The organism is Streptomyces sp. NBC_00236 (genome assembly GCF_036195045.1).
GTDB lineage: Bacteria > Actinomycetota > Actinomycetes > Streptomycetales > Streptomycetaceae > Streptomyces.
Genome location: NZ_CP108100.1, coordinates 7,878,075 through 7,904,147, shown reverse-complemented (window position 1 = coordinate 7,904,147; position 26,073 = coordinate 7,878,075). Strand labels below are relative to the sequence as shown.

General features: G+C 71.3%; 22 protein-coding genes and 2 pseudogenes. 13 read left to right on the top strand and 11 right to left on the bottom strand.

The features are described 5' to 3' along the window. The first annotated feature begins 78 nt into the window (after positions 1-78). Positions 79-843, top strand: coding sequence for a helix-turn-helix domain-containing protein (locus OG446_RS35240; RefSeq protein ID WP_328897846.1), 765 nt, complete (start codon positions 79-81; stop codon positions 841-843). Here OG446_RS35240 and OG446_RS35235 read toward each other — a convergent pair. After that, entirely contained in the window at positions 822-1,244 is a 423-nt protein-coding gene (locus OG446_RS35235) for a hypothetical protein (RefSeq protein ID WP_328897845.1), read from the bottom strand. The two genes, OG446_RS35240 and OG446_RS35235, sit on opposite strands and share 22 nt — an antisense overlap. 309 nt (positions 1,245-1,553) lie before the next feature. On the opposite strand from OG446_RS35235, the gene OG446_RS35230 reads away from it, so the two are divergent. After that, positions 1,554-3,005 (top strand): Gfo/Idh/MocA family protein, encoded by a 1,452-nt coding sequence (locus OG446_RS35230; protein WP_328897844.1) that lies wholly within the window; start codon positions 1,554-1,556, stop codon positions 3,003-3,005. Between the two features lie 23 nt (positions 3,006-3,028). Then, positions 3,029-4,027: an NEW3 domain-containing protein gene (locus OG446_RS35225; protein ID WP_328897843.1), complete on the top strand. Its 999-nt coding sequence runs from the start codon at positions 3,029-3,031 to the stop codon at positions 4,025-4,027. A 69-nt stretch (positions 4,028-4,096) separates the two neighbouring features. Here OG446_RS35225 and gap read toward each other — a convergent pair whose 3' ends face one another. From gap to OG446_RS35210, 3 genes are all read right to left on the bottom strand, one after another. Next, entirely contained in the window at positions 4,097-5,095 is a 999-nt protein-coding gene (gene gap / locus OG446_RS35220; RefSeq protein WP_219569391.1) for a type I glyceraldehyde-3-phosphate dehydrogenase, read from the bottom strand. A gap of 111 nt (positions 5,096-5,206) precedes the next feature. After that, complete coding sequence (locus OG446_RS35215) at positions 5,207-6,163, bottom strand: GlxA family transcriptional regulator (RefSeq protein WP_328897842.1); 957 nt, start codon at positions 6,161-6,163, stop codon at positions 5,207-5,209. Between the two features lie 80 nt (positions 6,164-6,243). Continuing rightward, positions 6,244-7,656 carry an aminopeptidase P family protein gene (locus OG446_RS35210; protein ID WP_328897841.1) on the bottom strand — a complete coding sequence of 471 codons (1,413 nt, stop codon included), beginning with the start codon at positions 7,654-7,656 and terminating at the stop codon, positions 6,244-6,246. Positions 7,657-7,847: 191 nt separating this feature from the next. Here OG446_RS35210 and OG446_RS35205 point away from each other — a divergent pair, with 191 nt between their 5' ends. Continuing rightward, positions 7,848-8,831 carry a LuxR family transcriptional regulator gene (locus OG446_RS35205; protein WP_328897840.1) on the top strand — a complete coding sequence of 328 codons (984 nt, stop codon included), beginning with the start codon at positions 7,848-7,850 and terminating at the stop codon, positions 8,829-8,831. Positions 8,832-8,862: 31 nt separating this feature from the next. Here OG446_RS35205 and OG446_RS35200 read toward each other — a convergent pair whose 3' ends face one another. Continuing rightward, positions 8,863-10,677, bottom strand: a complete 1,815-nt coding sequence (locus OG446_RS35200; protein ID WP_328897839.1) for an ABC transporter ATP-binding protein — start codon at positions 10,675-10,677, stop codon at positions 8,863-8,865. A 345-nt stretch (positions 10,678-11,022) separates the two neighbouring features. Continuing rightward, a pseudogene (locus OG446_RS35195) lies at positions 11,023-11,421 on the bottom strand (ATP-binding cassette domain-containing protein); the annotation flags it as partial. A 29-nt stretch (positions 11,422-11,450) separates the two neighbouring features. On the opposite strand from OG446_RS35195, the pseudogene OG446_RS35190 reads away from it, so the two are divergent. Then, positions 11,451-11,739 (top strand): annotated as a pseudogene (locus OG446_RS35190) (DUF1905 domain-containing protein). A gap of 85 nt (positions 11,740-11,824) precedes the next feature. Here the strand turns inward: OG446_RS35190 and OG446_RS35185 are convergent. The 3 genes from OG446_RS35185 to OG446_RS35175 all read right to left on the bottom strand — a co-directional run bounded on the left by OG446_RS35185 (position 11,825) and on the right by OG446_RS35175 (position 15,321). Continuing rightward, entirely contained in the window at positions 11,825-13,276 is a 1,452-nt protein-coding gene (locus OG446_RS35185; RefSeq protein ID WP_328898515.1) for an MFS transporter, read from the bottom strand. Between the two features lie 50 nt (positions 13,277-13,326). Continuing rightward, entirely contained in the window at positions 13,327-13,971 is a 645-nt protein-coding gene (locus tag OG446_RS35180) for a TetR/AcrR family transcriptional regulator (RefSeq protein WP_328897838.1), read from the bottom strand. Positions 13,972-14,067: 96 nt separating this feature from the next. Continuing rightward, positions 14,068-15,321 (bottom strand): TerD family protein, encoded by a 1,254-nt coding sequence (locus OG446_RS35175; RefSeq protein ID WP_328897837.1) that lies wholly within the window; start codon positions 15,319-15,321, stop codon positions 14,068-14,070. Positions 15,322-15,579: 258 nt separating this feature from the next. Here OG446_RS35175 and OG446_RS35170 point away from each other — a divergent pair, with 258 nt between their 5' ends. The 7 genes from OG446_RS35170 (at position 15,580) to OG446_RS35140 (ending at position 22,708) form a co-directional block, all read left to right on the top strand. Continuing rightward, entirely contained in the window at positions 15,580-16,587 is a 1,008-nt protein-coding gene (locus tag OG446_RS35170; RefSeq protein WP_328897836.1) for a fumarylacetoacetate hydrolase family protein, read from the top strand. Further along, positions 16,584-17,546, top strand: a complete 963-nt coding sequence (locus tag OG446_RS35165) for a cyclase family protein (RefSeq protein WP_328897835.1) — start codon at positions 16,584-16,586, stop codon at positions 17,544-17,546. The genes OG446_RS35170 and OG446_RS35165 overlap by 4 nt, the downstream gene beginning before the upstream one ends. A gap of 23 nt (positions 17,547-17,569) precedes the next feature. Continuing rightward, positions 17,570-18,712 (top strand): FAD-dependent oxidoreductase, encoded by a 1,143-nt coding sequence (locus tag OG446_RS35160; protein WP_328897834.1) that lies wholly within the window; start codon positions 17,570-17,572, stop codon positions 18,710-18,712. After that, positions 18,709-19,707: an amidohydrolase family protein gene (locus OG446_RS35155; RefSeq protein WP_328897833.1), complete on the top strand. Its 999-nt coding sequence runs from the start codon at positions 18,709-18,711 to the stop codon at positions 19,705-19,707. Before OG446_RS35160 ends, OG446_RS35155 begins: the two co-directional genes overlap by 4 nt. 4 nt (positions 19,708-19,711) lie before the next feature. Next, the gene (locus tag OG446_RS35150; RefSeq protein WP_328897832.1) at positions 19,712-20,644 is read left to right on the top strand and encodes a VOC family protein; all 933 of its coding nucleotides are present in this window, start codon (positions 19,712-19,714) and stop codon (positions 20,642-20,644) included. A gap of 71 nt (positions 20,645-20,715) precedes the next feature. Continuing rightward, positions 20,716-21,699: a fumarylacetoacetate hydrolase family protein gene (locus OG446_RS35145; protein ID WP_328897831.1), complete on the top strand. Its 984-nt coding sequence runs from the start codon at positions 20,716-20,718 to the stop codon at positions 21,697-21,699. A gap of 49 nt (positions 21,700-21,748) precedes the next feature. Next, the gene (locus OG446_RS35140; RefSeq protein WP_328897830.1) at positions 21,749-22,708 is read left to right on the top strand and encodes an MBL fold metallo-hydrolase; all 960 of its coding nucleotides are present in this window, start codon (positions 21,749-21,751) and stop codon (positions 22,706-22,708) included. A gap of 8 nt (positions 22,709-22,716) precedes the next feature. Here the strand turns inward: OG446_RS35140 and pdxR are convergent, their stop codons facing one another. Next, complete coding sequence (pdxR, locus tag OG446_RS35135; RefSeq protein WP_328897829.1) at positions 22,717-24,225, bottom strand: MocR-like pyridoxine biosynthesis transcription factor PdxR; 1,509 nt, start codon at positions 24,223-24,225, stop codon at positions 22,717-22,719. 28 nt (positions 24,226-24,253) lie between these two features. Here pdxR and OG446_RS35130 point away from each other — a divergent pair, with 28 nt between their 5' ends. Next, positions 24,254-25,114: a methyltransferase domain-containing protein gene (locus OG446_RS35130; protein WP_328897828.1), complete on the top strand. Its 861-nt coding sequence runs from the start codon at positions 24,254-24,256 to the stop codon at positions 25,112-25,114. 28 nt (positions 25,115-25,142) lie between these two features. On the opposite strand, the gene OG446_RS35125 is transcribed toward OG446_RS35130, so the two are convergent. Next, complete coding sequence (locus tag OG446_RS35125) at positions 25,143-26,009, bottom strand: AraC family transcriptional regulator (protein WP_328897827.1); 867 nt, start codon at positions 26,007-26,009, stop codon at positions 25,143-25,145. Between the last annotated feature and the right edge of the window lie 64 nt (positions 26,010-26,073).

Below are 26,073 nucleotides of genomic sequence, written 5' to 3'. Positions count from 1 at the left end.
CACGCGCGCACGCCGGGACCGCGGCTCATTCCCTCGGGGGAATGGACCTGAATCCTCCGGCACCGGTACAACGGGCCCGTGGACTTCCCCCGCGCGTTACGCGACCGCCGCACCCGTCTCCGTCTCAGCCAGCTCGACCTGGCGCTGCGCGCGGGCACGACTCAGCGCCACCTCAGTTTCATCGAATCAGGCAGGTCCGCTCCCGGCCGGACCATGGTCGTGCGGCTGGCCGAGTCGCTGGAGCTGCCGCTGCGCGAACGCAACGAACTGCTGCTGGCGGCCGGGTACGCGCCCGCTTACGCGGAGAGTTCGCTCGACGGCCCGGAGCTGGCCCCTGTGCGGGCGGCGATCGATGGCATTCTGCGCGGCCATCTGCCCTGTCCCGCCATCGTCGTGGACCGGACGGGCGACCTGATCGCCGCGAACTCCGCCTTCGGTCTGATCACGGAGGGCGCGGCTCCTGAGCTGGTCGGCCCCGGCCGGAACGTCTACCGACTCGCCCTTCACCCCGACGGGGTGGCTCCCCGTATCCGTAACCTTGCGGAATGGGCGCGCCACATCCTGGCCGGCCTCGGTCACCTGGGGGACCTGCGCGACGAGCTCTCCGGGTATGTGCCCGGTCTGGAGCCGTCCGCCGGGCAGCTCGGATTCGCGGTTCCGCTCCACCTGTGTTCGCCGTTCGGCGACTTGCGCCTGATGACGACGGTGACGACCTTCGCCACCGCCGTCGACGTGACGCTCGCCGAGCTGAAACTGGAGGCGTTCCTGCCGGCCGATCAGGAGACGGCAGAAGCCCTCGCGGCGGCGGCCCGGTTGGCGGATCAGGCCCCCGGGAACATGTAGTCGGCCTTGATCCGGTCGTGCTCGTCGAGGATCAGGATCTCCAGTCCGCCACCGATCACTTCGCCGGTGCCGGTGGACACCGTCTGCCAGGTGAACTTGACCATGTCGTGCAGGCGTACGGCGTCGTTGCTCGAACGGAAGGTGAGGCCCGCCTCCTTGACGAACTGTTCGTGGCTGCGTGCTACTCGGGTCTCGAACGCGTCGATGCCCTGGGCCTGCAAGGTCGAGTGGTCGAAGCCAAGTCCTGCCGCGATCTCCCGCATCTCCACCGGTGGTTGCAGGAAGTGGGTGCCGTCCTCGGCCCACAGCTGCTCGATGGCTGCGCGGCGTTCGCCGGCCTCCGGCACCACCCACTGGGCGATGTATCGGTCGGCCAGGTCCTGAGGGTCGATATCGGTCATGTCTGAACTCCTTGCCCGGTGGATCGCTTCTGACAAGATCCTGCGCCGGGCACGGAGTACCGGCAATTCCCTGCCGGGAATGGGGCCGGCGACCGGACGTGTGCCCCGGCCGCGCGACGAGCCGGGCGGGAGGAACAGCCGATCCCGTCCCGGAGGCATTCCACCGGCCACCGGAACCACTCTGACATGCCGCATGCTTGCTAATGCTCGAAAGTCGGTGACGGTGAACAACTCTTGACATGTCACTGTCGTTCCCGCGAGAGTCGACCCCGCCAGTGATGCCGGTCGCGTAACGAGGAGCGTTGTCGCATGCCTGAAATCCCTGAAGTCTCACGCCGTTTGGTCCTGGGAGGAACACTGGCCACCGGAGCGCTCGCCGTCGGACTCGGATCGGCCGCATCGGCGTCGGCCGCTCCCGGTTCCGCCGCCGCCTCCCTGCTCACCGAGAGCGCCGTGCCCCGCCGTGCAGCGGGTCAGAAGTCCATGGTCAACGTCCCCTTCGAGCCCCACGAGACCGTGCGCGTCGGGGTGATCGGGCTCGGCAACCGGGGCTCCGGGATGACCACCGGCTGGTCCGTGATCCCCGGCTGCGTCGTCACCGCGGTCTGCGACATCCGCGCCGACCGCGCCCAGCGCACCGCCGACCGGCTCGTCACAGCCGGAAAGCCGCGCCCTCGGGAGTTCGGCGGCTCCGACGGCAGTTACGCCGAGATGCTCAAGCGCGACGACATCGATCTCGTCTACATCGCCACGCCCTGGGAGTTCCACTACGAGCAGGGCAAGGCCGCGCTCCTGGCCGGCAAGCACGTCATCGTCGAGCTCCCCATCGCGACCGAGCTCGACGAGCTCTGGGACCTCGTGAACACCTCGGAGCGCACCCGCAAGAACCTGATGCTGTCGGAGAATTGCAGCTACGGCCGCAACGAGCTGGCCATGCTCAAGATGGGTCACGAGGGTGTGTTCGGCGAGCTGACCAACGGTCACGGCGGCTACCTCCACGACCTGCGCGCGCTGCTCTTCTCCGACACCTATTACACCGACTCCTGGCGCCGGCTGTGGCACACCCGCTCCACCGCGTCCTTCTACCCCATGCACGGGCTGGCGCCCATCGCCGCCGCGATGGACATCAACCGCGGCGACCGGATGACGACGCTGTCGGCCACCGCGACGGCGCCGAAGGGGCTCGCCGACTACCGCGAGCGCTTCATGCCGAAGTCCCACCCGTCCTGGAACGAGACGTACATCAACGGCGACCTGGTCACCTGTCAGATCCGGACGGCGAACGGCCGGACGATCCGGGCCGAGCACGCCGTGAGCGCACCCCGTCCGTACAGCCGGATCAACTCGCTGGTCGGCAGCCGGGGCATCTTCGAGGACTACGCGGGCACGTCGACGACCGACGCGCGCGTCTACTTCGAGCCGGACCACAGCGGCGACACCTGGCGCGACTTCGAGACGTACCGCAAGGAGTTCGACCACTGGCTCTGGAAGGAGCTCGGTGACGAGGCCGAGAACGGCGGCCACGGCGGCATGGACTACGTCCTGCAGTGGCGCACGGTCCAGCTGATGCGGGCCGGGCTCGTCCCCGACATCGACGTGTACGACTCCGCCTCGTGGTGCTCGGCGGTTCCGCTGAGCGTCAAGTCCCTGGCCGCCCAGGGGCGTCCGGTGGAGATCCCGGACTTCACCCGTGGCTCCTGGGTCAACCTGCGCATGGGACTCGACTCGCGCACCACCGAGATGCCCCCCGTCGCCCCATGACCTTCCAGCCCGAGGAGCACACCATGAGAACGGCCCGACTGATCAACCCGCTCAGAGCCGCCGTGGCGGCGGCGGTCCTGTTCGTTCCCGCGCAGGCCGCCTCCGCCGCGCCCGCGCCGCCGGCCGCGGCCGCCGAGTCGCAGACCGAGGTGACCGTCTCTCCCGTCGACCTCGACGGGCCGGTCATCTCGACGGTGAAGGTCACGGTGAGGAACTCCGCGGCGGAGCGCCTTCGTTCGCTCAAGGTGTCGTTCGCCGGGCCGGTCGGATGGGCGGTCCAGCCGTCCGTGCAGAGCGTGTCCGGCTCCTTCGCGACGGGTGCCTCGGCCACCGCGACGTTCCACATCCAGGTGCCGGAGAAGCGGTCCGGGTTCGTGATCCGTACGTTCACGGCGACGGCCACGTACCAGGGCGGCGACGGCCTCGGTACGGCCACGGGCATCCGGACCGATCGCTCCGGCTCACCGCAGGCGAACCTCGCGGCGGCGTACAACGGAGTGGCGATCACCGACGAGTCCGCCACGACGGCCGGGAACTACGACGGCGAGGGCAACAGCTTCTCGGCGCAGAGGCTCGCCGCGGTCGGTCTGACACCCGGAGCGAAGGTCGACGCGCTGGGCGCCGGCCTGACGTGGCCGGACGTGCCGGCCGGCACGAAGGACAACGTGGCGAGTGCCGGGCAGGCCGTCTCCCTGGCCGGCCAGGGGTCGAAGCTGGTCTTCCTCGGCTCGGGCGTCGGGAGCGGTGCCACCGGCAAGGCCACCGTCTACTACACCGACGGCACGTCCACCACGGGGTCGTTCGGCTTCCCCAACTGGTCGTTCGACCCGGTCGACGCCCACGGCGCGACCCTGGTCGCGTCGACGGACGGACGCAACCGGCCGGACGGGTACGGCAACGCCACGGTGAAGTACCGCGTGTTCGCCCATTCCATCGCGCTGGACCCGTCCAGGACGGTCGAGTTCGTGGTGCTGCCCGCCAACGGGAACGTCCACCTCTTCGACATGGCGATCGCCTCCTGAGCGTCGTCCACGCACGGCCGGGGCCCCGGTGGCCGGCGCCGAGCGCCTGCCGCGGGGCCCCGTGGCCGGTCAGCCGTTGGCGAGGAGCTGGAGCGTGTCGATGACACGGTTCGAGAAGCCCCACTCGTTGTCGTACCAGGCGACGACCTTGATGTGCCGGCCCTCGACGCGGGTGAGCTCCGAGTCGAAGATCGACGAGGCCGGGTTGCCCGTGATGTCGGACGAGACGAGGGCGTCCTCGGAGTACTCCAGGACTCCTGCGAGCGGCCCGTCCGCCGCGGCCCGGTACGCCGCCAGGACGTCCTCGCGCGACACGTCGCGGGCCACCGTCGTGTTCAGCTCGACGATCGAGCCGACCGGTACGGGGACGCGGATCGAGTCGCCCGACAGCTTGCCTTCGAGGTTCGGCAGCACATGACCGATCGCCTTGGCGGCACCGGTCGTGGTCGGCACGATGTTCACACCGGCGGCGCGGGCGCGGCGGGGGTCGCGGTGCGGGCCGTCCTGCAGGTTCTGCTCCTGCGTGTAGGCGTGCACCGTCGTCATGAAGCCGTGCTCGATACCGGCGAGTTCGTCGAGCACCTTGGCCAGCGGCGCGAGTGCGTTGGTCGTGCACGAGGCGTTCGAGACGATCGTGTGCAGGGCCGGGTCGTACGCGTCGGTGTTGACCCCGAACGCGAGCGTGACGTCGGCGCCGTCGGAGGGCGCGCTGACGAGCACCTTCTTCGCGCCGGCGTCGATGTGGGCGCGGGCGGCCTTGGCCGACGTGAAGCGTCCGGTGGCCTCCAGCACGATGTCGACGTCGAGAGCGGCCCACGGGAGCTGCGCCGGATCGCGCTCGGCGACCACCTGGATGCGCCGGCCGTCGACGACGAGGACGTCCCCGTCGAGGGTCACCGGGCGTCCCAGCCTGCCGGACGTCGAGTCGTAGGCGAGCAGCCGCGCGAGAGCGGCAGGCTCGGTGAGGTCGTTGACGGCGACGACCTCGAGGTCGCTGTCGCGCTCCAGCAGCGCGCGCAGCACGTTGCGTCCGATGCGGCCGAATCCGTTGATGGCGATGCGAGTCATGGGGTGTCCCTTCGTCCCTGCGGTTCGCCACCAAGGTTCGCTCGCAGCACCCCCGTCGTGGCAGCGGCGTGAGCGCCACGGTTCGAAAGGATCGCGCCACCGGTTGCCGGGCTACTCGGCGCGGGCGAAGGTGCGACGGTACTCGCTCGGGGTGGTGCCCAGGATGCGCTGGAAGTGGAGCCGCAGATTGGTCCCCGTTCCGAGTCCCGTCTCGGCGGCGATCTGCTCGATGCTCTGCTCGGAGCGCTCCAGCAGTTCGCGGGCCACATCGACGCGGGCCCGCATGACCCACTGCATCGGGGTGTAGCCGGTGTCCTCGACGAAGCGCCGCGAGAGCGTGCGCGGCGAGACGGCCGCGTGCCGGGCGAGCGCGTCGAGGGTGAGCGGCTCACCGAGGCGGTGCAGGGCCCACTCGCGGGTGGCGGCGAAGCGTTCACCGAGGGGCTCGGGCACGCTGCGCGGCACGTACTGCGCCTGGCCGCCGCTCCGGTAGGGCGCCGCCACCAGCCGCCGGGCCGCGTGGTTGGCCGCTGCCACGCCGAGGTCGCCGCGCAGGATGTGCAGGCACAGGTCGATGCCGGATGCGGCGCCCGCCGAGGTCAGGACACTGCCTTCGTCGACGAACAGGACGTTCTCGTCGACCCGGACGAGGGGGTGCTTCGCCGCGAGCGCCCGCGCGTAGTGCCAGTGTGTCGTCGCCCGTCTGCCGTCGAGCAGGCCCGTGGCGGCGAGGGCGAAGGCCCCCGTGGAGATGGCCGCGAGCCGTGCGCCCCGGTCATGGGCGGCGACGAGCGCGTCGACGACGGGCTGCGGCGGGTCTTCGCGGTCCGGAAACCGGTAGCCGGGGATGAAGACGATGTCGGCCCAGTCCAGCGCGTCCAGACCGTCGGCCACGTGGTACGACAGCCCGTCGCCGCCGGTCACGAGCCCGGGCGCCGCGCCGCACACCCGTACCTCGTACGGCATGCTCGCGCGCGTCGTGAACACCTGCGCGGGGATCCCGACATCGAGCGGTTTCGCGCCCTCCAGGACGAGGACGGCGGTGCGGTGGAGACGGGAGGCTGACACGGGACACAGCGTACGAGGGACCCGGCCGCGCCGGTGAACAGGCCGTGGCCCGTCGGCGCGGCCGGGTCCTTCGCCGGTGCTCAGCCCGCGAACCGGGCCATCCACGCCTCGACGTCGCCGGCCGAGCGCGGCAGGCCCGCCGACAGGTTCTCGTGGCCGTCCTCGGTCACGAGCAGGTCGTCCTCGATCCGGACTCCGATGCCGCGCCACTCCTCGGGGACGGTGAGGTCGTCGGGCTGGAAGTACAGACCGGGCTCGACGGTGAGCACCATGCCCGGCTCCAGGGCGCCGCCGACGTACTCCTCGTTCCGGGCCTGGGCGCAGTCGTGCACGTCCAGGCCGAGCATGTGCCCGGTGCCCGCCATGGTGAAGCGGCGCTGGAGGCCGAGTTCGAAGGCGCGCTCGGCCGGGCCCTCGATGAAGCCCCACTCGACCAGCCGGACCGCGAGGTGGCGCTGGGCCGCGTCGTGGAAGTCGCGGTACGCGGCGCCCGGCTTGACGGCGGCGAAGCCGGCTTCCTGGGCCTCGTACACCGCGTCGTAGACCTTGCGCTGCACGGGCGTGAACGTTCCGCTGATCGGCAGCGTGCGGGTGACGTCGGCGGTGTAGAGGGTGTGGGTCTCCACGCCGGCGTCGAACAGGAGCAGTTCTCCCGGGCGCACGGGGCCGTCGTTGTCCGTCCAGTGCATGATCGTGGCGTGGTCGCCCGCGGCACAGATGGTGCCGTAGCCCACGGCGTTGCCCTCGAGGCGGGCGCGGCGCAGGAAGGTGCCCTCGATCCACCGCTCGGACGAGGCCACGGCGCCGGAGAGCTCGCCGACGGCGTCGGTGAAGCCGCGCACGGTGGAGTCGACCGCCTTGCGGAGCTCGCCGACCTCCCAGTCGTCCTTGACGAGGCGCAGGTCGCTGAGGGCCTCTTCGAGGGCGTCGTCGCGCTCCTCGTCGGTGCTGACCGCGGCCTCCAGGACCGGGTCGACACCGCGCACGATCCGGGTCGGCACACCGGCTGCGGCCGCCAGGTCGCCGGCCGCGGTGCGGACGTCGCGGCAGGGCAGGCCGAGCACGCGCTCCGACTCGGCGAGGGAGCGGCGACGGCCCATCCAGAGCTCGGCGGTGGGGCCGGTCCAGAACTCGTCGTTGTCCCTGCTGTCCCGCGGCAGCTGGAAGCAGTAGGCGTCGTGGCCGCCGTCCGGGCGCGGTTCGAGGACGAGCGCGCCGTCCCGGGCGCGGTCTCCCGTCATGTGTACGTAGGCGGAGTGCGGGCGGAAAGGATACGTGTCGTCGTTGGAGCGGACCTTGAGGTTGCCCGAGGGGATCACGAGACGTTCGCCGGGGAAGCGCGCGGAGAGGGCAGCACGGCGGAGGGCGGCGTGCGGGGCCTGCTCGTCGGGCTGCAGGTCGTGCTGCTCGGTGTCGGCCCAGCCGGTACGCATCAGGGCGGACAGTTCCTCGGAGATCCCTGAGTAGAGACCGTTCTTTCGGCCTTTCGCCACGTCATGCTCCTTCTTCGGGTTCTTCGGGACGGTTCCTCGGCGGCGGGGCCGAGGGGAGACCTCCGGACGTTCGCCTTCGCTGCCGCCGGCGGCTCTCGGACGGTATCCCGCAGGCCGGGCGGGTGGCGCCCAGTTCTGCCACTGGCACAGATCGGCCAGGGCATGGGCGGAAGCGGTCGATAATGGCGGGTATGACGAACGTGAGACTCGGGGAGGCCCTTCGGCTTCTGGGCATCGACCGGGCGGCCGGCGAGGTCTACCTGGCCCTGCTGGAACTGGCCCCCGCCCCGCTGGACGCGATCGGGTCCGCGGCAGGCCTCGGTCGTGCGGAGGTCGCCACGGCTTACGCGGCGCTGGTGGACGCCGGTCTGGCCAGTGCCGCCGAGGAGGGCGAGGGCGTGGTGGCCCCGGTGCCGCCCGCCGCGGGGCTGGAGGTGCTGGCCCGGCACCGCGCGGCCGAGGTCGAGGAGTCCCGCATCGCGGTCGGGGGCGCGTTCGACTCGTTCCGGCGGCAGCGGCTCGCCGCGTACAACGACCATCTCGTCGAGGTCGTGACCGGGGACGCCGTCGGTCCCCGGATGCGTCAGGCCTGGGCGAGTGCCCGGGCGCAGATCCGGCAGTTCGATTCGCCCCCGTACTTCCCGCTGCCCGGGGCGACGGACGACGCGCTGGCCACTCTGGCCCGCGGGGTGACGCAGCGTGTCGTGTACTCGCGGGCGTCGCTGGAGCATCCGGGACAGCTGAAGGACGTCATCGAACCATGCGTCCGGGCCGGGGAGCAGGCGAGGGTTCTGGCGTCAGTGCCGGTCAAGCTCATGATCATCGACGATGCGTACGCGCTCGTGTCGTTGTCGATCAAGGAGGCGGACGTGCACAACACGATGCTGATCGTGCAGCCCTGCGGTCTGCTCTCGGCGCTCGTGGCGCTGTTCGAGCAGTCCTGGCAGAGCGCCCTGCCGTTCCACGGCCGGGCCACCCGGCCGGGCGGGCTGCCACCCGCCGACCGCCGGCTGCTGTGGCTCCTGGCCGGCGGGGCGAGCGACGACGTGATCGCCCGCGAGCTGGGCATCAGCCGCCGGACGCTGTTCCGCCGCCTGTCGGTCCTGATGGCGCGCCTGGGTGCCGCGAACCGGTTTCAGATGGCGTTGCAGGCCCAGCGCTCGGGATGGCTGTGAGCGGACGCGGCCGGGCCGCGTCCGCCCGGCTTCAGATCAGACCGGCCTTCGGCTGGGCCGGGTCGTCGAGGAAGCCGCCGGACTGGTGCTGCCACAGCTTGGCGTAGGCACCCTCCGACGCGAGCAGTTCGTGGTGCGTGCCCTGCTCGATGATCCGCCCTCGGTCCAGGACCACGAGCCGGTCCATGGTCGCGACCGTGCTCAGGCGGTGCGCCACCACGAGCGCCGTCCGCCCGTCCATGAGCCGCCACAGGGCCTCCTGGACGAGGATCTCGCTCTCCGAGTCCAGGGCGCTCGTCGCCTCGTCGAGCAGCAGGATCGGCGCGTCGCGCAGGATCGCCCGGGCCAGGGCGACGCGCTGGCGCTGTCCACCGGACAGCTTCACGCCCCGCTCCCCCACCATCGTGCCGAATCCCTCGGGCAGCGCGTCGGCGAACTCGGTGACATGTGCGGCCTTGGCCGCGCGGCGGATCTCGGCGTCGGTGGCCTCGGGCCGGGCGAACGCGATGTTGTCCCGCAGCGTGCGGTGGAACATCGCCGGGTCCTGCGGTACGTACGCGATCATGCTGCGCAGGTCCGCCTGGCGCATTCTGCTGATGTCCTGACCGCCGATCAGAATCCGGCCGCCGTCGATGTCCGTCATCCGCAGCAGCAGTCGGCTGAGCGTGGTCTTGCCTCCGCCCGACCGGCCGACGAGGCCGATCTTCGCACCGTTGGGTACGGACAGGTCGAGGGACTCGAAGAGTGGCGGCGCTCCCGCGTGGGCGAACGCCACCTGCTCGAAGCGGACGTCGGCGGCCCGGGAGCGCAGTGGCTCCGGCGACTCCGGGTCACGCAGGGCGGGCGGCGTCAGCAGCAGTTCGGTGAACTGGGCGGCCTCCGTCATCGAGCTTTCCAGCCGGCGGTAGATCTGGTTGAACTCGAACATGATCCGGGTCGCGTTGGAGTAGTACATGAAGGCGACCACCACCGCCTCCACGCCGTTGCCGCCTACGCTGAGGGCGACGGCGAGCAACAGGCCCAAGGCGTTGGTGAGTACGGACATCGGCGCGACGAGCGTGTCGATGCGGAGGTTTCCGTAGTCCCAGGAACCCAGGGTGAGCCGCCGCGACTCCGCGACGCGGGAGCGGTGCTCGGCGGCCTCGCGCTCCTCGGCGGCGAACGCCCGGACGGTGTCCATGTTCATCAGGCTGTCGGCCACGTGTCCGGACACCCGGGCGATGGCCTCCTCGCGCTTTCCGACGAGGGCCTGCCGACGGCGGATCAGAGGGGCCGCGCACAGCGCCGTGAGGGCGATCATCGTCAACAGGACGACGACGAGGAGGGGTTCGTAGCGCCACAGCACCACAGAGCCGAAGATCAGCGGCACGAAGCTGCCCACGACGGAGAACGTCAGCGTGTCGACGAACTCCTCGAAGCGGGAGGCGAAGCTCAGGACCCGCTTGGTCAGCGACCCGGCGAAGTTGTCGTGGAAGAACGCGGTGTCCTTGGCGTAGAGCTCGTCCATGCCCTGCACGTACAGGTGCTCGATACCGAGGGCGTCGAGGCGGTTGAGGAAGTGCACTCCGACGCGCCAGCAGATCTCCGCGAGGAGCAGCACGCCGGCGAAGGCGAGGACGTAGGGGAGCATCGAGCCGATGTCGTCGTTCCCGTCACCGGCGAGGTGACCGACGAGCTTCGCGACGACGAGCGGGGCGATGTAGTTGATGCCGATGTTGCCCAGTGCGGGCATCAGCATCGCGGGTAAGGTCAGCCGTTTTCGGCGGGTCAGTTCCCTTCCGTAGTAACGAAGTGCGAGGAGCACGGAGCCCCTGCCCGGCGCTTCGTGCGATTCAGGCGATCCCATGGCAACCCTGTGTGATCGTGCGGCCGCCCGCCACGTTTGCTGCGACGGGGAGAGGCGCTGCCTCACCGGCCGTGCGGAGTCCGGTTTCGAGTGGAGTGCCCTCGCCGGGGTGGTCCTGCGGCACACGGCGCGCGGCGGTGTGCCGGGGTGAGTACGAGGAGGGGTCGGGCGAGGGGCTCCAGTCTCCCGCCTCCGTGCCGGTCGAGTCCAAGCGTTTTTCGCCCGCCCGCGAGCAACCGACGACTTCGCGGACCGGTACCGGTCCTCCGTACGACGGCCGCCATGTGGGCCCGCCCCTCGTCGTGCCCGCCCCCTGGTGCGCGGGACCCAGCCGGCCCGGACCGGCTACCTACCGGCCCGCGCCGCCTCGCGGCGCCTGCGCTGCTCGGCCACGTCCGCCACCGGTGAGGAGAGCAGCAGGGTGCGGGTGTAGCTGTGGACGGGCTCCGAGGTGACCGTCGCCGCGTCGCCCGTCTCGACGATCTCGCCCCGGTGGATCACGGCCACCCGGTGGCTCATGAAGCGGACCACGGACAGGTCGTGGGAGACGAACAGGTACGAGACGCCGGTCTCCTCCTGGATCTCCAGCAGGAGGTCGAGCACCGTGCGCTGGGTTGTGAGGTCGAGCGCGGAGACGGGTTCGTCGCAGATGACGAGGCGGGGCCGCAGGGCCAGGGCGCGGGCGATAGCCACACGTTGGCGCTGGCCGCCGGAGAACTCCCTGGGCAGGCGTTCCGCGGCGTCGGGTCCGCCCCGACGAACGGATCGATCCCATGCACGTCGAGTTCACCGGCCGCGTCGTCGAATGGCGGGGGCCGTCACCGTTCTACTTCGCCGCAGTGCCCGAGGAACAGGCCGCCGACATCCGCGAAGTGGCCTCGATGGCCACGTACGGCTGGGGCGCGGTGCCTGTCGAGGTCCGTATCGGCGAGACCGACTTCACGACGTCGCTCTTCCCCAGGGACGGCGGCTACCTGCTGCCGCTCAAGAACGCCGTACGCCGGCCGCAGGGGGCTCTCGACGGGCGACGACGTGACCGTGCGGATGACCGTGCGCCTCTAGTCGGTGCGTCCACAGCCGCCGGCCGGGATCGAAGTCCGGGAGAAGGCGCGGACCACAAGCCTCAGAGGCACCACCTGTCGGCCCATCACTTTCCGGTCTCGGAAGGGGATTTGAACCCGGCTCGGCCGCCTCCCGGCCCCTGAGACGATGCCGTACGCCGTGGGCGCGCCGAGTCCCGTTGCCGGGCGCGCCGCCGTCCGGCTTCGCCGTCCTGCCGCGCCGGGAGCAGCCGGGCGGGCAGCAGGCCGAGCGCGGCGAGAGCGGCCAGGGCCAGCAGTGCCGTGCCCATGACGGGGCCGGACGTGGACGGTTCCACGCCGGGGAGCAAGGCGGCGGACGGATGAAGCGGCATCGTGCCGGCGGCCACCGCGATGCCGAGCGCGGGGCCGACGTTCATGGCGGTCTGCTTGAGTCCTCCGACGACTCCCGCGAATCCCGGTGGTGCGTCGCCGACGACGGTCCCGGTGGCGGTGACCATCACGACGGCAAAACCGGCTCCGAGTACGGCGAACGCCGCGCTCCACCACACCCAGGGACTGGACGGGCCGAGCGCGGACAGGCCCACGACGGCCAGAACCACGAGGGCCTGCCCGGTGATCGCGGCACGTCGGGCGCCGTACCGGCGGAGCATCGCGTGGGCGGCGGGCGCGCCGAGGACCATCATCACGGTCAACGGGAGAACGCGCAGGCCGGTGGTGAGCGGGTCGAGCCCCAGGGCGTTCTGCAGGACGAAGGTGGACACGAACAGCGCGCCGAACATCGCGCCCGAGGTGACCAGCAGGATCGCCATCGAGGCGACCACCGGCACCGACCGGGCCACGACAGGCGGCACGAAGGGCTGCGAGCTGCGGCGTTCACGCATGACGAGCGCCACCGCGAGACACACGACGAGAACAAGTCCGAGGAACGTCTGCGGTGCATCCCATCCGCGCTCCGGGACGCCGGTCAGGCTGTGGACCAGCACAGCGAGAACCGCTGCGAAGAGCGCCGCGGTGACGAGGTCGGTCCTCCCGCTTCGGACACGTGGCGCCTTCGGCACCCGCACGGCCAGGGTGAGCGCGGCGATGGCCAGCGCGACGGGAACGTTGACCAGGAACACCGCCCGCCAGCCCAGATGCGCGACGAGGAAGCCCCCGAGCAGCGGGCCGGTCCCCGCCGCCACCCCGATCGCGCTGGTCCGAAGGGCGACCGCCGCGCCGAGCCGGTCGGGCGGGTACACGAGCCTCAGCAGGGCGAGCGTGGCCGGTTGCAGGAGTGCGCCGAACACGCCTTGGGCGATGCGCAGGACAATCACCCAGCCGGCTCCCGGCGCGAAGGCGATGCCTGCCGAAGCCGCCCCGAAGCCGAGCACGCCGATGGGCAGGAGGCGCTGGTGGCCGTACCTGTCCCCCAGGCGCCCCGCGATGACGAGGAACGCGGCCACGGCCAGGAGGTAACCGGTACTGGTCCACTGAACCTGTGTCACGGTCGCCCCGAGATCACGTTGCAGGTCGGGCTGTGCCACGAGCAGCACGGTGCCGTCCAGCGCGACGATCATTGCTCCGGCCACGGCGGCCAGGAGCGCGATGCGCGGCCGTCCGGCCCCCGTCACGCATTCACCGGGCCGAGATGGGCGTCGAGCACCACCATGAGGAGCCGGTCGAGCGGGTCGGCCGCTTCGCCCTCGGGAGCGGCACCCGGGGAAGCTACGTCCAGGGCGAGTTGCAGACTGCCCCAGGCCCACAGCTGGGCGACGCCGTGCAGATTGCTCCACAGGGCCGCCGCGGTGACGGCCGGAGGCGCGGTGGGCCCGGCCGCCGTGCGCTCCGCCGTGTGGCGGGACACCAGCTCGACGAGATGCGCGAAGAGCGGGAGGGTCGACTCGCGCAGCGGGGTCAGGTCCGACGGTCGCGTCCCGCTGTCCAGGAGGTCATGACGGAACATCAGCTCGAACATGCCGCGGTGTTCCGAGGCGTAGTGGAGATAGGTCCGTGCGAGTACCCGCAGCCGGTCCCGCGGCGATGCGTCCTCGTCCGCTGCGGCCTCGAACCGGGAGGCGAGGTCCGCGAAACCCCGTCGAGCGATCGCCGAGAGCAGGGCATGGTGCGTCGGGAAGTACCGCCGTGGCGCCCCGTGGGAGACCCCCGCGCGGCGGGCGATCTCGCGCAGCCCGAGGGAAGCGGGTCCGTCGGTCATGACGACGTCCACGCCGACGTCGATCAGCCGTTCCCGCAGAGAGCTTCCAGGTTCCATGCAGACAGTGTCTACCAGTACGCGGTAGACACTGTCTACACGGGACTTCCGCATCAGCCCTGCGAGACCCTGACGGTGCGGTGGGGGCCGGCCCGGTCAGTCCTTGCTCGCCCCCTGCCACGTCAGCCCCCAGCCGTACTCGAGATCCGCGGCCTGCTGCTTGAAGATGCCGGGCGGCGGCAACAGGTACTTCGCCTCCCGACGGACCATCAGTTCCCCGCCGATGTTCTCGATCAGCGCGATGGCGGCCACCTGGGAAGGAACGGTGCATTCGTCGAGGTGCATCTCGATCGGCGGGCCGACGGGCGGGTACAACGTGGCGACGCCGTTCAGTCCCGCGAAGCTCGACGCCCCTGCGTAGATGACCACGAACACCAGAAGGCGCTTGATCTCGGCGGCGTGATCAAGGTTGATCATCAGATTCTCGCCGGTGTCACTCGTGCCCGTCCGGTCGTCCTGGTCGAGTTGGACGTAGGGCGGCTGGTCGAACGAGCCGAACTGGTTGTTGATGGGGTGGACGATCCCCGTCGCCCCGTTCCGGAGCTCCCACAGACAGGAGAGGTCCAGGTCGACGTCCTCCAGCCGGACGGCCTCCTCACCCTTTCTCATCCAGCCGCGCGGTGGCCGACGGGCGCTCCACGAGAGATTGACCCGCATCCCTCCCGAGGTCGCTCCCTGCTTGGTCAGCGACACCGAAGGCGCTGCCTTCGTCAGCGTGATCTTCGACAGACGCACGGGCTGGGCGGGAACGGGCTGCGGAGGCGGAGGCGGAGCAAGGGGTGCGGGTGCGGCGGGGCGTGGCAGGGACACCGGCGCGGGCGGTGCGGGCTCGTCGACGCTGATCCCGAAATCGGTCGCCAGCCCCGCCAGGCCCGAGTCGTACCCCTGGCCCACCGCCCGGAACTTCCAGGCACCGTTGCGCCGGTACAGCTCCCCGAGCACGAACGCGGTCTCCGTCGTGGCGTCCGTGGCGTCGAACCGCGCCTCCTCGGCGCCACTCACCGCGTCGAGCACCCGCACGAAAAGGCCGGCCACCTGGCCGAACGTACCCTCCGTGGACGCCGCGACCACGACGGTCCCGATCTCCTGCTCCACCGCCGAGAGGGCGACATCGATCGTCTCGACCGCACCACCGCCGTCCTGGCGCCTTCCTTCATGGCGGACGGCTCCACCGGGGTGAACGGGCTGGTTGTAGAACACGAAGTCGTCGTCGGAGCGCACCTTGCCGGCTGCCGTCAACAGGAGAGCCGACACGTCCACATCGGGAGTGCCGGGGCCCTCGCGCCACCCGAGCTCCACCCGCACACGGGCACTCCGCACCGGCGTATTGGCACCCTTGCGCAACGACATGGAAGTCCCTCCCCGTGACCTTTCCGACTTCCGCAGCGTACGAAACTTCGCCTCCGCCCCCGCCCCGAACTCCGTAATTGCTTCTGTTCCGGGGGAAGTTGTGAACCCGCGGATCCCGGTGCCGGCCGACGTCGGTCGTGCCGTACCGCCGGATGCGCACGGGCGGGAATAAACGATATGGATGACGATCATCCATAGAATCGATTTCCCTGATCATGGCCTGCTGAGACAGATTGGTCGCATCGCAATCAGGAGGACTTGTTCGTGAAACCTGAATCCGCGTCCGCGCTGTTCGCCGGACCGTTCGCCCTCGCCACGCTGTCGGAGCCGGACGGAGCGCGATTCCCCGCGCTCGTCACGGCGGACGCCCAGGTACTCGACCTGCGCGTGGCCTTCGGCGACCCCCGTCTGACCGTCCGCGGGCTGCTGGACGTCTGGGGCTCTGCCGTGCCCCGACTTGCCGCGCTGGCCGCACCGGCCGACGACGGCCCGGAGCTCCGGCCCCTGGCCGCCTTCCGGGTGCACGCTCCGGTCGAGCCGCGTCAGGTGTTCCAGTCCGGCGCCAACTACCGGCAGCACGTCATCGACCTGCATGTCGCCCACCGCGCCCCCGGAGACGACCGGCCCGAGGAGGAGCGGCGCGCCGAGGCGGCGGAGATCATGGACCGCCGGGCGGCGGAGGACCTGCCGTACGTCTTCATCGGCCTGCCGAGCGCCATCACGGGCCCGTTCGACGATGTCGTGCTCCCCGCCTGGGCCGAGAAGCCCGACTGGGAACTGGAGGTGGCGGTGGTCATCGGCCGGCCCGCCCACCAGGTCTCCGAGGAGGAGGCCCTCGACTACGTCGCCGGGTACACGATCGCCAACGACCTGACCGACCGCGCCACGGTCTTCCGCCGCGACATGCCGCAGATCGGAACGGACTGGCTGCGCAGCAAGAACGCGCCCGGCTTCACCCCGCTCGGCCCCTGGATCGTCCCCGCCACGTCAGTCACGGACCCCGGCGACCTGCGCCTCGTCCTGAAGCTGAACGGCGAGACCATGCAGGACGAGTCCACCGAGGACATGATCTTCAGCGTCGCGCGCATGGTGTCGTACGCCTCGCAGAGCGCCCGGCTGCTGCCCGGCGATCTGGTCCTGACCGGCTCCCCGGCCGGCAACGGCATGCACTGGGGCCGGCTGCTGCGTGACGGGGACGTCATGGACGGTTCCGTCACGGGTCTCGGCGCCCAGCGCACGCGCTGTGTCGCGGAGGACGCCTCATGACCTTCGACCGCCACGACCCCGAGGGCTCGATCGCCCGGGCCGCGAAGGCCTGCTCCAACTGGGGCCGTTGGGGCGAGGACGACGTGCTGGGCACCCTCAACTTCCTCGACGCGGCAAAGCGACGCGAAGGCGCCGCTCTCGTCCGGCGGGGTGCCAGCTTCTCCCTCTCCCAGCGGTTCGACATGGACGGGCCGCAGAAGGGCTGGCGTCGGCGCACGAATCCGGTGCACACCATGCTCGACACCGGTACCGACGCGGCCCTGGGACTCCAGGGCTTCCCGCACGGTCTCGGGGGCGCCGACGACGTCATCGCGATGCCGTTGCAGTGCTCCACGCAGTGGGACGGGCTCGGCCACATCTTCGACCACGGCAAGGCGTGGAACGGCAGGCCGGCCGACAAGGTCGTCACCTCCGAGGGAGACCTGGTCACCGGCATCGAGCACATGGCCCCGCACGTCGCCGGCCGCGGCGTACTGCTGGACGTGGGCCGTGTCGTCGGGGACGGCGGCGAACTTCCCGACGGCTTCGCCATCACCGGGGGCCACCTGACGGCGACCGCCGAGGCCCAAGGGGTCGATGTCGGCCGGGGTGACATCGTCCTGGTCCGCACCGGTCAGCTCAGCCGGGTCCGCCGCGAGGGCTGGGGCGACTACGCCGGCGGTGCCGCCCCCGGACTGTCGTTCACCACCGCCGGGTGGCTGCACGGCAGCGAGATCGCCGCCGTCGCCACCGACACCTGGGGCTTCGAGGTCCGGCCCAACGAGTTCGAGCACGCCTTCCAGCCGCTGCACCAGGTCGCCATCCCCAACATCGGCCTGCTGATCGGTGAGATGTGGGACCTGGACGCGCTCGCGGAGGACTGCGCGGCCGATGGCGTGTACGAGTTCTGGCTCACCGCCGCCCCCCTCCCCATCACCGGGGCCGTCGGATCGCCCGTCAACCCGATCGCCGTCAAGTAGCCTCAGGAACAAGGGAGTTCCCCATGAATCAAGCCCGCAACGAGGCCCGTACGGTCCTCGTGATCGGGGGCGGCGCGGCCGGAAACGCCGTCACGCTCCTGCTGCGCCGCGCCGGGGTCGAGGTGCACCTGATCGAGGCCAGGGACGACTGGAACGCCACCGCCGGATCGGGCATCACCCTCCAGGGCAACGCCCTGCGGGTGCTGCGCGAACTGGGCGTGTGGGAGCAGGTCGAGGCGTCCGGCTACGGCTTCGGATCGGTCGGCATCACCGCTCCCGACGGGACGGTGCTGCATGTCCAGGACGACATCCGCAGCGGCGGCGACGACCTCCCCGCCACCGTCGGCATGCAGCGGCCGCAGCTCCAGCGCATTCTGATCGACGCGGTGCGCGCCAGTGGCGCATCGGTCCGCCTGGGTGTCACCGCCGAGCTCCTGGACCAGGACGCCTACGGTGTCCGTGTCCGCTTCAGCGACGGCTCCGAAGGCCGTTACGACCTGGTGATCGCTGCGGACGGGCTCGGCTCCACCACGCGCGCCGCCATCGGCATCACGGCGAAGCCCGAACCGACCGGCATGGCCATCTGGCGGATCGCCGCACCCCGCCCGGCCGGCGTGACCCGTACCGACCTCGCCTACGGCGGACCGGCGTACATCGCCGGATACTGCCCCACCAGCGACAGCACCCTGTACGCCTATGTCGTCGAGGCCAACCGCGACCGTGCCTCGATCCCGCCGGAGTCGTACGCCGACGAGATGCGCCGCCTCACCCGGCACTACGGCGGCTTCTGGCCTGAGATCACCGCACACATCACCGACCCGGCGAAGGTCAACTACACCTGGTTCGACCGGATGCTGGTGGAGGGGTCCTGGCATCGCGGCCGGGTCGTGCTCATCGGCGACGCGGCACACTGCTGCCCGCCCACGCTCGCTCAGGGCGCCGCTCTGTCGCTGGAGGACGCATGGGTCCTCGCGCGGTTGCTGACCGGTTCCGACACCTGGGACGACGCGCTGCTCCAGGCGTACTTCGAGCGACGGATCGCCCGGGTCCGCCCGGTGGTCGAGGCGTCCGTGCAGATCGGGCAGTGGCAGCTGGACGGGGTACGCGATGCCGACGTACCCGGCCTGATGGGCCGCACCATGACGATGCTCCGGGAGCTGCCGTGACCGGGCCCACCGTCGATGTGCACGCCCACGTCCTGCTCCCCGGGATCGAGGCGCTCGTGGCCGGCCTGCCCGGCCACGCGGCGGCCAGGGAACTCGACGCCCGGCGCAACGGTGCCGAGGCGCTCGCGGTGAGCGGGCCCATGGTGCGTGAGCGCGTCCCGGCGCTGACGGACGTCGCCGTGCGCCTAGCGGCGATGGACCGGCAGGGTGTCGACGTACAGCTGGTCAGCCCGTCCCCGTCGCACTACCACTACTGGGCGGACGAGCAGACCGCGGAGAAGGTGTGGCGGCTGGCCAACGAGGCCACCGCGGCACACTGCGCGGCGGCTCCGGACCGGCTGAGCGGGCTGGGGCTCGTACCGCTCCAGCACCCGCACCTGGCCGTCGAAGCCCTCGACGACGCCCTGGGACACGGGCTGCTCGGGGTGGAGATCTCCAGCCACGCACCGGGGCGCGAACTGTCCGACCCGGCGTACGAACCCCTGTGGTCCAGGGCGGAGGAGACGGGCGCGGTGCTGTTCCTGCACCCCTTCGGGTGCACGCTCGACGAGCGCCTGGACCGGTGGTACCTGTCCAACACCGTCGGCCAGCCCACGGAGAACGCGGTCGCGCTCTCCCATCTCATCTTCTCGGGGGTACTCGACCGCCACCCGGGGCTGAAGGTGATGGCGGCGCACGGCGGCGGCTACCTGCCCACCCACATCGGCCGCTCCGACCACGCCTGGTCCACGCGCTCCGACGCGGGGGCCGGCTGCGCCCACCTGCCCAGCAGCTACCTCAGGCGCCTGTACTTCGATTCGCTCGTCCATGACCCGCACGTACTGCGGGAGCTGGTCCGCGTCGCCGGGGCCGACCGCGTCCTGCTCGGCTCGGACTTCCCGTTCGACATGGGCAGCGAGGACCCGGTCGGCGCACTGCGCGCCGCACGACTCACCGATGCCGATTTCCACGCCGTCCGGGGCGGCAACGCCGCCGCCCTCCTCCGGAAGGACTGATCTCATGCGCCTGCTCACTCATCTGCGCCACGTGGACCTGGCCGTACCCGACTACGACAAGCAGCTCGACTTCTACGCCGGGGTGTGGGGCCTGACCAAGGTCGCCGAGGACTCCGGGATCTCGTTCCTCGCCGCAGAGGGCTCCCCCGAGCAGTACGTCGTACGGCTGCGCAGGGCCGAGGAGAAGCGTCTCGACCTCGTCTCGTACGGCGCCGCGAACCCGGCCGACGTGGACACCCTCGCCGAGCGGCTGCTGGCCGGCGGCGTGGAACTGATCAGCCGGCCCGGGAAGGTGGACACCCCGGGCGGCGGGTACGGCTTCCGCTTCTTCGACGTCGACGGCCGCACCATCGAGGTCTCCGCGGACGTCGACGTCCGGCAGCACCGCAAGATCGAGGAGAAGGAGGCCATCCCGGTCAAGCTCTCCCACGTCGTCCTCAACTCCCCCGACCTGAACCGCACTCGGGAGTGGTACGAGCGCCACCTCGGCTTCGCGCTCTCCGACACGCTCAGCTCGCCGCACATGGGTGAGGTCATGCACTTCATGCGGATCAGCAACCAGCACCACTCGATGGCCATCGCCCAGGGCCCGCACACCGCCCTGCACCACGTGTCCTTCGAGATGCGCGGCATCGACGAGTACATGCGCGGCTCCGGCCGGGTCATGCGGGCCGGCTTCAAGAAGATCTGGGGCCCCGGCCGGCACATGGCGGGCGACAACACCTTCACCTACTTCCTCGACCCGCACGGCAACACCGTGGAGTACACGACGGAGCTGGAGAACCTCGACGAGGACACCTGGCACCCGCACGTCTACGACTTCTCCAAGCCCGAGGTCGCCGACCAGTGGGGCACCGCCAACGCGATGAACGAGATCGTCGCCAAGGAGTCGTTCAACGACCCCGACCGCGGCGTGTTCGTCGCCCCGCCCGTCTGATCCCGCCATCCCCGGTGGCGGCGTGCGCGGGAATCCCGCGCACGCCGCCCCTGTCCTCCAGGAGCCCTGTCATGCGTTTCGCCTCCTACGAGCATCAGCACCGCCACGGAGTGGCCGTCGTGGAGGAGGACGGCACCCTCTTCCCGCTGCCGGACGTCTCCTCGCTCACCGCGCTGCTACGGGAGACCGACGGCCTTCCCGGACTGCTCGCCGCGGGTGCGGCGGCACTCGACGCGCCGGCCGGTCCGCAGGTGTCGCAGGTGCGACTGCTTCCGCCCCTCCAGCCTTCCTCCATACGGGACTTCGTGACGTTCGAGGAGCACGTCGAGGGGGTGCGCCGGTCCGTCGACGGCGTGGCGGGCGTGCCCGAGCAGTGGTACGCGGCGCCGACGTTCTACTTCACCAACCCGCACGCGGTCTACGGCCCGGGCCAGGACGTGCCCGTGCCGCCCGGCTCGGCGGTCCTGGACTTCGAACTCGAGGTCGGCGCCGTCATCGGCCGGGAGGGCCGTGACCTCACCCCGGAACAGGCCCGCGACCACATCGTCGGGTACACGGTCTTCAACGACTGGTCCGCACGCGACCTCCAGTCGGCGGAGATGAAGGTGGGCCTCGGCCCCTGCAAGGGCAAGGACACCGCGACCACCCTGGGGCCGTACCTGGTCACCGCCGACGAACTGGAGCCGTTCCGGGACGTGGACGGCTTCCTGCGTCTGGCGCTCACCGCCGAGATCAACGGGGTGACGGTCGGCACGGACCTGCTGTCCAACATGAGCTGGACGTTCGAGGAGATGACCGCCTACGCGTCCCGCGGCACGCGCGTCGTCCCCGGTGACGTCCTCGGGTCGGGGACCTGCGGCAACGGTGGCTGTCTCGCGGAACTCTGGGGCCTGCGCGGCGAACAGAACCCGCCTCCCCTGCGGCCGGGTGACACCGTCAGCCTGACCGTCGAGGGCCTCTCCACGCTCACCAGCACCGTCGTTCCCGGTACGGCTCCCCACCCCCTGCCGGCCGGTAGGCGCCGGGGCCGGGAACGCCCGGGCGGTGGATACTGACGTCACGGCACCCGGGCCGGCTGACAGGGCACCTGAGCGAGGGCAGAGCATGGGCACCGCCACCGATCGCCGCGGCCCGCGGGCGGCCACCGTCCTGCGCGGCCTGCGGGCGCCCCGGCTCACGCCGTGGCAGCACCTGTACGAGCCACCGGCTCCGCCCGCTCCCGGCGCCCTGCGCGCCGTGTTCCTCGGCGTGTCCACGATCCTGCTCGACGACGGCGACTCCGCCGTCCTCACCGACGGGTTCTTCAGCCGCCCCGGCCTCCTGCGCATGCGCTTCGGCCGTCTGCGACCGGACCGCGCCCGCATCGATGCCGGCCTGCGGCTGGCCGGAACCGGCCGTCTCGACGCCGTGTTCGTCGTCCACTCGCACTACGACCACGCCCTGGACGCGCCCGAGGTGGCTGCCACGACGGGCGCCCGGCTCATCGGCTCCCCGTCCACCCGCAACATCGCACTCGGCCAGGGTTTTCCGGACGACCGTTTCCAACCGGTCGTCACCGGCGAGCCGTTCGCCGTCGGACGCTTCACACTCACCGCCCTGCCCGCCCGGCACAGCCCGGGCGACCTCGCACCCGGCCGGATCGACCGGCCGTTGCGGCTCCCCGTCCGTGCCACGGACTACCGGACCGGCGACTGCTACACCCTGCACGTCCGGCACGGTGAGCGTGAGCTCCTCGTCCATGCCAGCGCGCACAGCCTGCCGGGCGCCCTCGACGGGTACGGCGCCGACACCGTGTACCTGGGGATCGGCGCGCTCGGCAAGCAGGACGAGTCGTTCCGGGAGGAGTACTGGGCCCGGCTGGTCACGGCCACGGGGGCCCGGCGCGTCGTCCCCGTCCACTGGGACGACTTCTTCCGCCCCCTCGACCGCCCTCTGCGGCCGTTCCGCGCCTTCCTCGACGACTTCACGGCCACCATGGACTTCCTGACCCGGAAGGCCGCGTCCGAGGGGGTCGCCCTGGCCCTGCCCGTGCTGGGCCGCCGGGCCGACCCCTGGCCCCTGTGACGCGGGCGTCACGCCCCGGCGCGTGCACCACCGTTCCGGAGCACTTCGCCGAGTGTCGCGACCCCTTCGGCGATGTCCGCGGGTGTGCTCGCGGCGTAGCCCAGGACCAGCCCCGGCCTGTGGGGTCGCTGGCTGTGCCAGGACAAGGGGTGCACCTTCACGTCGCGGGCCAGTGCCATGGCCGCGAGCTCCGTGTCGGCGAACTCGGCGTCGAACGTGATGGTCAGGTGCAGTCCGGCCGCGGCGCCGTGCACGGTCGCGCTCGGCAGGTGGGCACCGATGGCCCGGATCATGGCGTCCCTGCGGTGGCGGTGGTGCCTGCGCAGGTGACGCAGCTGGCGTTCCATCGCACCTGATTCCATGAACCGGGCCAGGACGAGTTGCGGCAGGGCGGCGTTGCCGAGGTCGGCGAAGCGTTTGGCGTCCACCAGTGCGTCGCGGTACTTCGGCGGGGCGAGTACCCAGCCGATGCGCAGGGCCGGTGCGAGGAGCTTCGAGACGCTTCCGGCGTAGAAGACGTTCTCGGGGAGCACGGACCGCAACGCGGGCACCGGGGTCCGGTCGTAGCGGTGTTCGGCATCGTAGTCGTCCTCGATGATCAGTCCGCCGTGCTCGCGGGCCCAGCGCGTCAGTTCGCTGCGCCGGCTGCCCCGGAGGACGACGCCGGTGGGGAACTGGTGGGCGGGTGTGAGGAGTACGGCCGCCGCACCCGTGGCGCGCAGCTCGTCGACGCGCACGCCCTCGGAGTCGACCGCGACGGGCGGGGTGTCCAGCCCGCAGTTGCGCAGGTGCTGACGGGCTCCGAGGGAGCCGGGGTCCTCGACGGCTGTCGCGGAGATGCCGTCGTCGCGCAGCACCCGTCCGAGCAGGGAGAGTGTCTGGGCGGTGCCCGCGACGATGAGGACCTCTTCGGGGTCCGCCCTGATGCCGCGGTTCCGGGCGATCCAGTGCGCGATGGCGAGCCGAAGTGCCGGTGTACCGCGTGGGTCTCCGTATCCGAGGTCGGATGCCGCGAGGTGGTCGAGGACACGGCGTTCGGTACGCAGCCACGCCGCTCGCGGGAACGCGGCGAGGTCGGGGAGCCCCGGGGAGAGGTCGATGCGCGCCCGGGCCCTGCGCATCGTGTCGAAGATCTCCGTGCCGGGCGCCGCGGTGAACACGGAACGTGGTGCTGGCGGGCCGGCCGGGGTGGTGGAGACGGTCGCCCTGGCCACCGGAGCGGGGGCACCGACGACGATCGTTCCGTTCCGTCCTCGTCCGGCCAAGTGGCCGTCCTCGACCAGGCGTTGGTATGCCTCGGTGACCACGCCGCGCGATACGCCCAGTTCGCCGGCCAGGACCCGGGTGGCCGGCAGTCTGCTGCCCACCGGCAGGCGGCCGTCCGCCAGCGCGCTCCGGATCTGCCGGGCCAGCCAGTCGGACTTCCCGCCCCCCGGAGCCTCGTCGATGGCCAGATGGAGGAAGTCGGCCCCAGGCGCTATGGACCCGCCCGGAGCACCCTCATTGGATCTGTTCATCGGACCATTGTGGCCACAGAGTGGGGTCATGAACACAGCCACGACCCCTTCCGCACCTGTCCCGGCGGGCGACTACGTGCATGGCTACTCGCCGCGTGAGGGACGGCGGTTGGGCGACCAGGCGGACATACTGGCCCAGTTGCTGCACGCCGGCACGGCCTACCCCGCGGGCAGCAGGGTCCTGGAGCTCGGATGCGGGATCGGCGCCCAGACCGTCCATCTGCTCAGGTCGAGCCCCCGGGCGCACATCGTCGCGGTGGACCGGTCCGAGGAGTCCCTCGCGCAGGCCCGCTCCCGCGTCGCCGGGTTCGCCTCCCACGCCCAGGTGGAGTGGCACCGCGCCGATGTGTACGACCTGCCCTTCGCCGACGGGGAGTTCGACCACGTCTTCGTGTGCTTCGTGCTGGAACACCTGCCGGATCCCCGGCGGGCGCTGACCGGACTGCGGCGTGTGCTGCGGCCCGGGGGCACCGTCACCGTGATCGAGGGGGACCACGGGTCGGCGTTCTTCCACCCCGACAGCGCGTCCGCCCGGTCCGCGATCGACTGCCAGGTCCGGCTCCAGGCGGCGGCCGGGGGCGACGCGCAGCTCGGCCGGCGGGTCCAGCCGCTGCTGGCCGGTGCCGGATACGACGAGGTCACGGTCCGTCCGCTCACGGTCTATGCCGACGGAACCCGGCCCGCCCTGGTCGAAGGCTTCACCCGCAACACCTTCATCGCCATGGTCGCGTCCGTTCGTGACAAGGCTCTGGCTGCTTCCCTCACCACCACGGCCGAGTGGGAGCAGGGGATCGCCGACCTGCGCCGCACCGCCGAGGTCGACGGAACGTTCCACTACACGTTCTTCAAGGGCGTCGCCGTGAATCCGCCGTCCCGGGCCAGGAACTGACCGGGCCGGGGATACCCCGGTTCACGGTTCACGGGCGGGCGTTCGCTCGTTCCGTGCCCGGCCATGCGGTGTCGTCGATGGTCAGGAACGGCTCACCGGCCACCGTCGTCGGCGTGAGTCCGGTGAACGCCATGACATCCCGATGCAGATGGGACTGGTCGAAGTAACCGCCCTCCGCCGCGACTTGGGACACGTCTTCGCCCGCGACCAACCGGTGGGCGGCATGGTCGAATCGGACCAGCTGGGCGGCGCGTTTGGGCGGCATGCCGATCTGCGCGTGGAACCGCGACCACAGTCGCTTGCGGCTCCAGCCCAGCTCGTCCGCCAGCGGGCCGATCCGGACGCGACCCCGGCCGGCGACGATCCGCTCCCAGGCCCGGGCCACCTCGGGATCCACGGGCGACCGCGCGTCGCATCGCCGGGCGAGCAACGCGTCCGTCAACGCGAAGCGCTCCTCCCACGAGGAGGCTTCGCCCAACTGCTCGCGAGCCCTTGCCGCGTCCCGGCCCCACAGGTCGTCGAGGACCGCCATCGCACCGGCCACGTCAACCGGGGACACGCCCAGAACCGCGCGTGCGACCACCGGAGACAGGCGCACCTGCACGCACTCCACCTGCGAGCCCCATGCCCGTACCGCACCGCCGTCGCCGAACCCCGGCCCGGCGAGGACGCTCCCCCGATGCCGCCGTCCCGCGCCGTCGTCCACGACGGCCCGGCACGCACCGACCTCGATGACCAGCATCACGGCCGGATGCGGGACCACCCGCAGGCCGCCCGCCAACCGGCCGGGGACACCGAAGCCGGCCATGTCCGCACCGGCGACCCGACCCGGCCGCCGGGGGCGTGCCACCTCCCAGGCGTCCGGGTCGGGCCCCTCACCCACGGTCGGCCTCATGGGTCGATGTTACGGGGACCGGGACAGCCACGGCGGGGCTCCGGCACGGCCGGAGCCCCGCCGG

Excerpts from the sequence above, each read along its gene's own strand:
- OG446_RS35205 (WP_328897840.1), top strand. The coding sequence starts at position 7,848 with ATGACGAACGTGAGACTCGGGGAGGCCCTTCGGCTTCTGGGCATCGAC.
- OG446_RS35160 (WP_328897834.1), top strand. The coding sequence starts at position 17,570 with ATGAATCAAGCCCGCAACGAGGCCCGTACGGTCCTCGTGATCGGGGGC.
- OG446_RS35180 (WP_328897838.1), bottom strand. The coding sequence starts at position 13,971 with ATGGAACCTGGAAGCTCTCTGCGGGAACGGCTGATCGACGTCGGCGTG.
- OG446_RS35185 (WP_328898515.1), bottom strand. The coding sequence starts at position 13,276 with ATGATCGTCGCGCTGGACGGCACCGTGCTGCTCGTGGCACAGCCCGAC.
- OG446_RS35150 (WP_328897832.1), top strand. The coding sequence starts at position 19,712 with ATGCGCCTGCTCACTCATCTGCGCCACGTGGACCTGGCCGTACCCGAC.
- OG446_RS35225 (WP_328897843.1), top strand. The coding sequence starts at position 3,029 with ATGAGAACGGCCCGACTGATCAACCCGCTCAGAGCCGCCGTGGCGGCG.
- OG446_RS35230 (WP_328897844.1), top strand. The coding sequence starts at position 1,554 with ATGCCTGAAATCCCTGAAGTCTCACGCCGTTTGGTCCTGGGAGGAACA.
- OG446_RS35140 (WP_328897830.1), top strand. The coding sequence starts at position 21,749 with ATGGGCACCGCCACCGATCGCCGCGGCCCGCGGGCGGCCACCGTCCTG.
- pdxR (WP_328897829.1), bottom strand. The coding sequence starts at position 24,225 with ATGAACAGATCCAATGAGGGTGCTCCGGGCGGGTCCATAGCGCCTGGG.
- OG446_RS35200 (WP_328897839.1), bottom strand. The coding sequence starts at position 10,677 with ATGGGATCGCCTGAATCGCACGAAGCGCCGGGCAGGGGCTCCGTGCTC.
- OG446_RS35145 (WP_328897831.1), top strand. The coding sequence starts at position 20,716 with ATGCGTTTCGCCTCCTACGAGCATCAGCACCGCCACGGAGTGGCCGTC.
- OG446_RS35235 (WP_328897845.1), bottom strand. The coding sequence starts at position 1,244 with ATGACCGATATCGACCCTCAGGACCTGGCCGACCGATACATCGCCCAG.
- OG446_RS35125 (WP_328897827.1), bottom strand. The coding sequence starts at position 26,009 with ATGAGGCCGACCGTGGGTGAGGGGCCCGACCCGGACGCCTGGGAGGTG.
- OG446_RS35165 (WP_328897835.1), top strand. The coding sequence starts at position 16,584 with ATGACCTTCGACCGCCACGACCCCGAGGGCTCGATCGCCCGGGCCGCG.
- OG446_RS35175 (WP_328897837.1), bottom strand. The coding sequence starts at position 15,321 with ATGTCGTTGCGCAAGGGTGCCAATACGCCGGTGCGGAGTGCCCGTGTG.
- OG446_RS35130 (WP_328897828.1), top strand. The coding sequence starts at position 24,254 with ATGAACACAGCCACGACCCCTTCCGCACCTGTCCCGGCGGGCGACTAC.
- gap (WP_219569391.1), bottom strand. The coding sequence starts at position 5,095 with ATGACTCGCATCGCCATCAACGGATTCGGCCGCATCGGACGCAACGTG.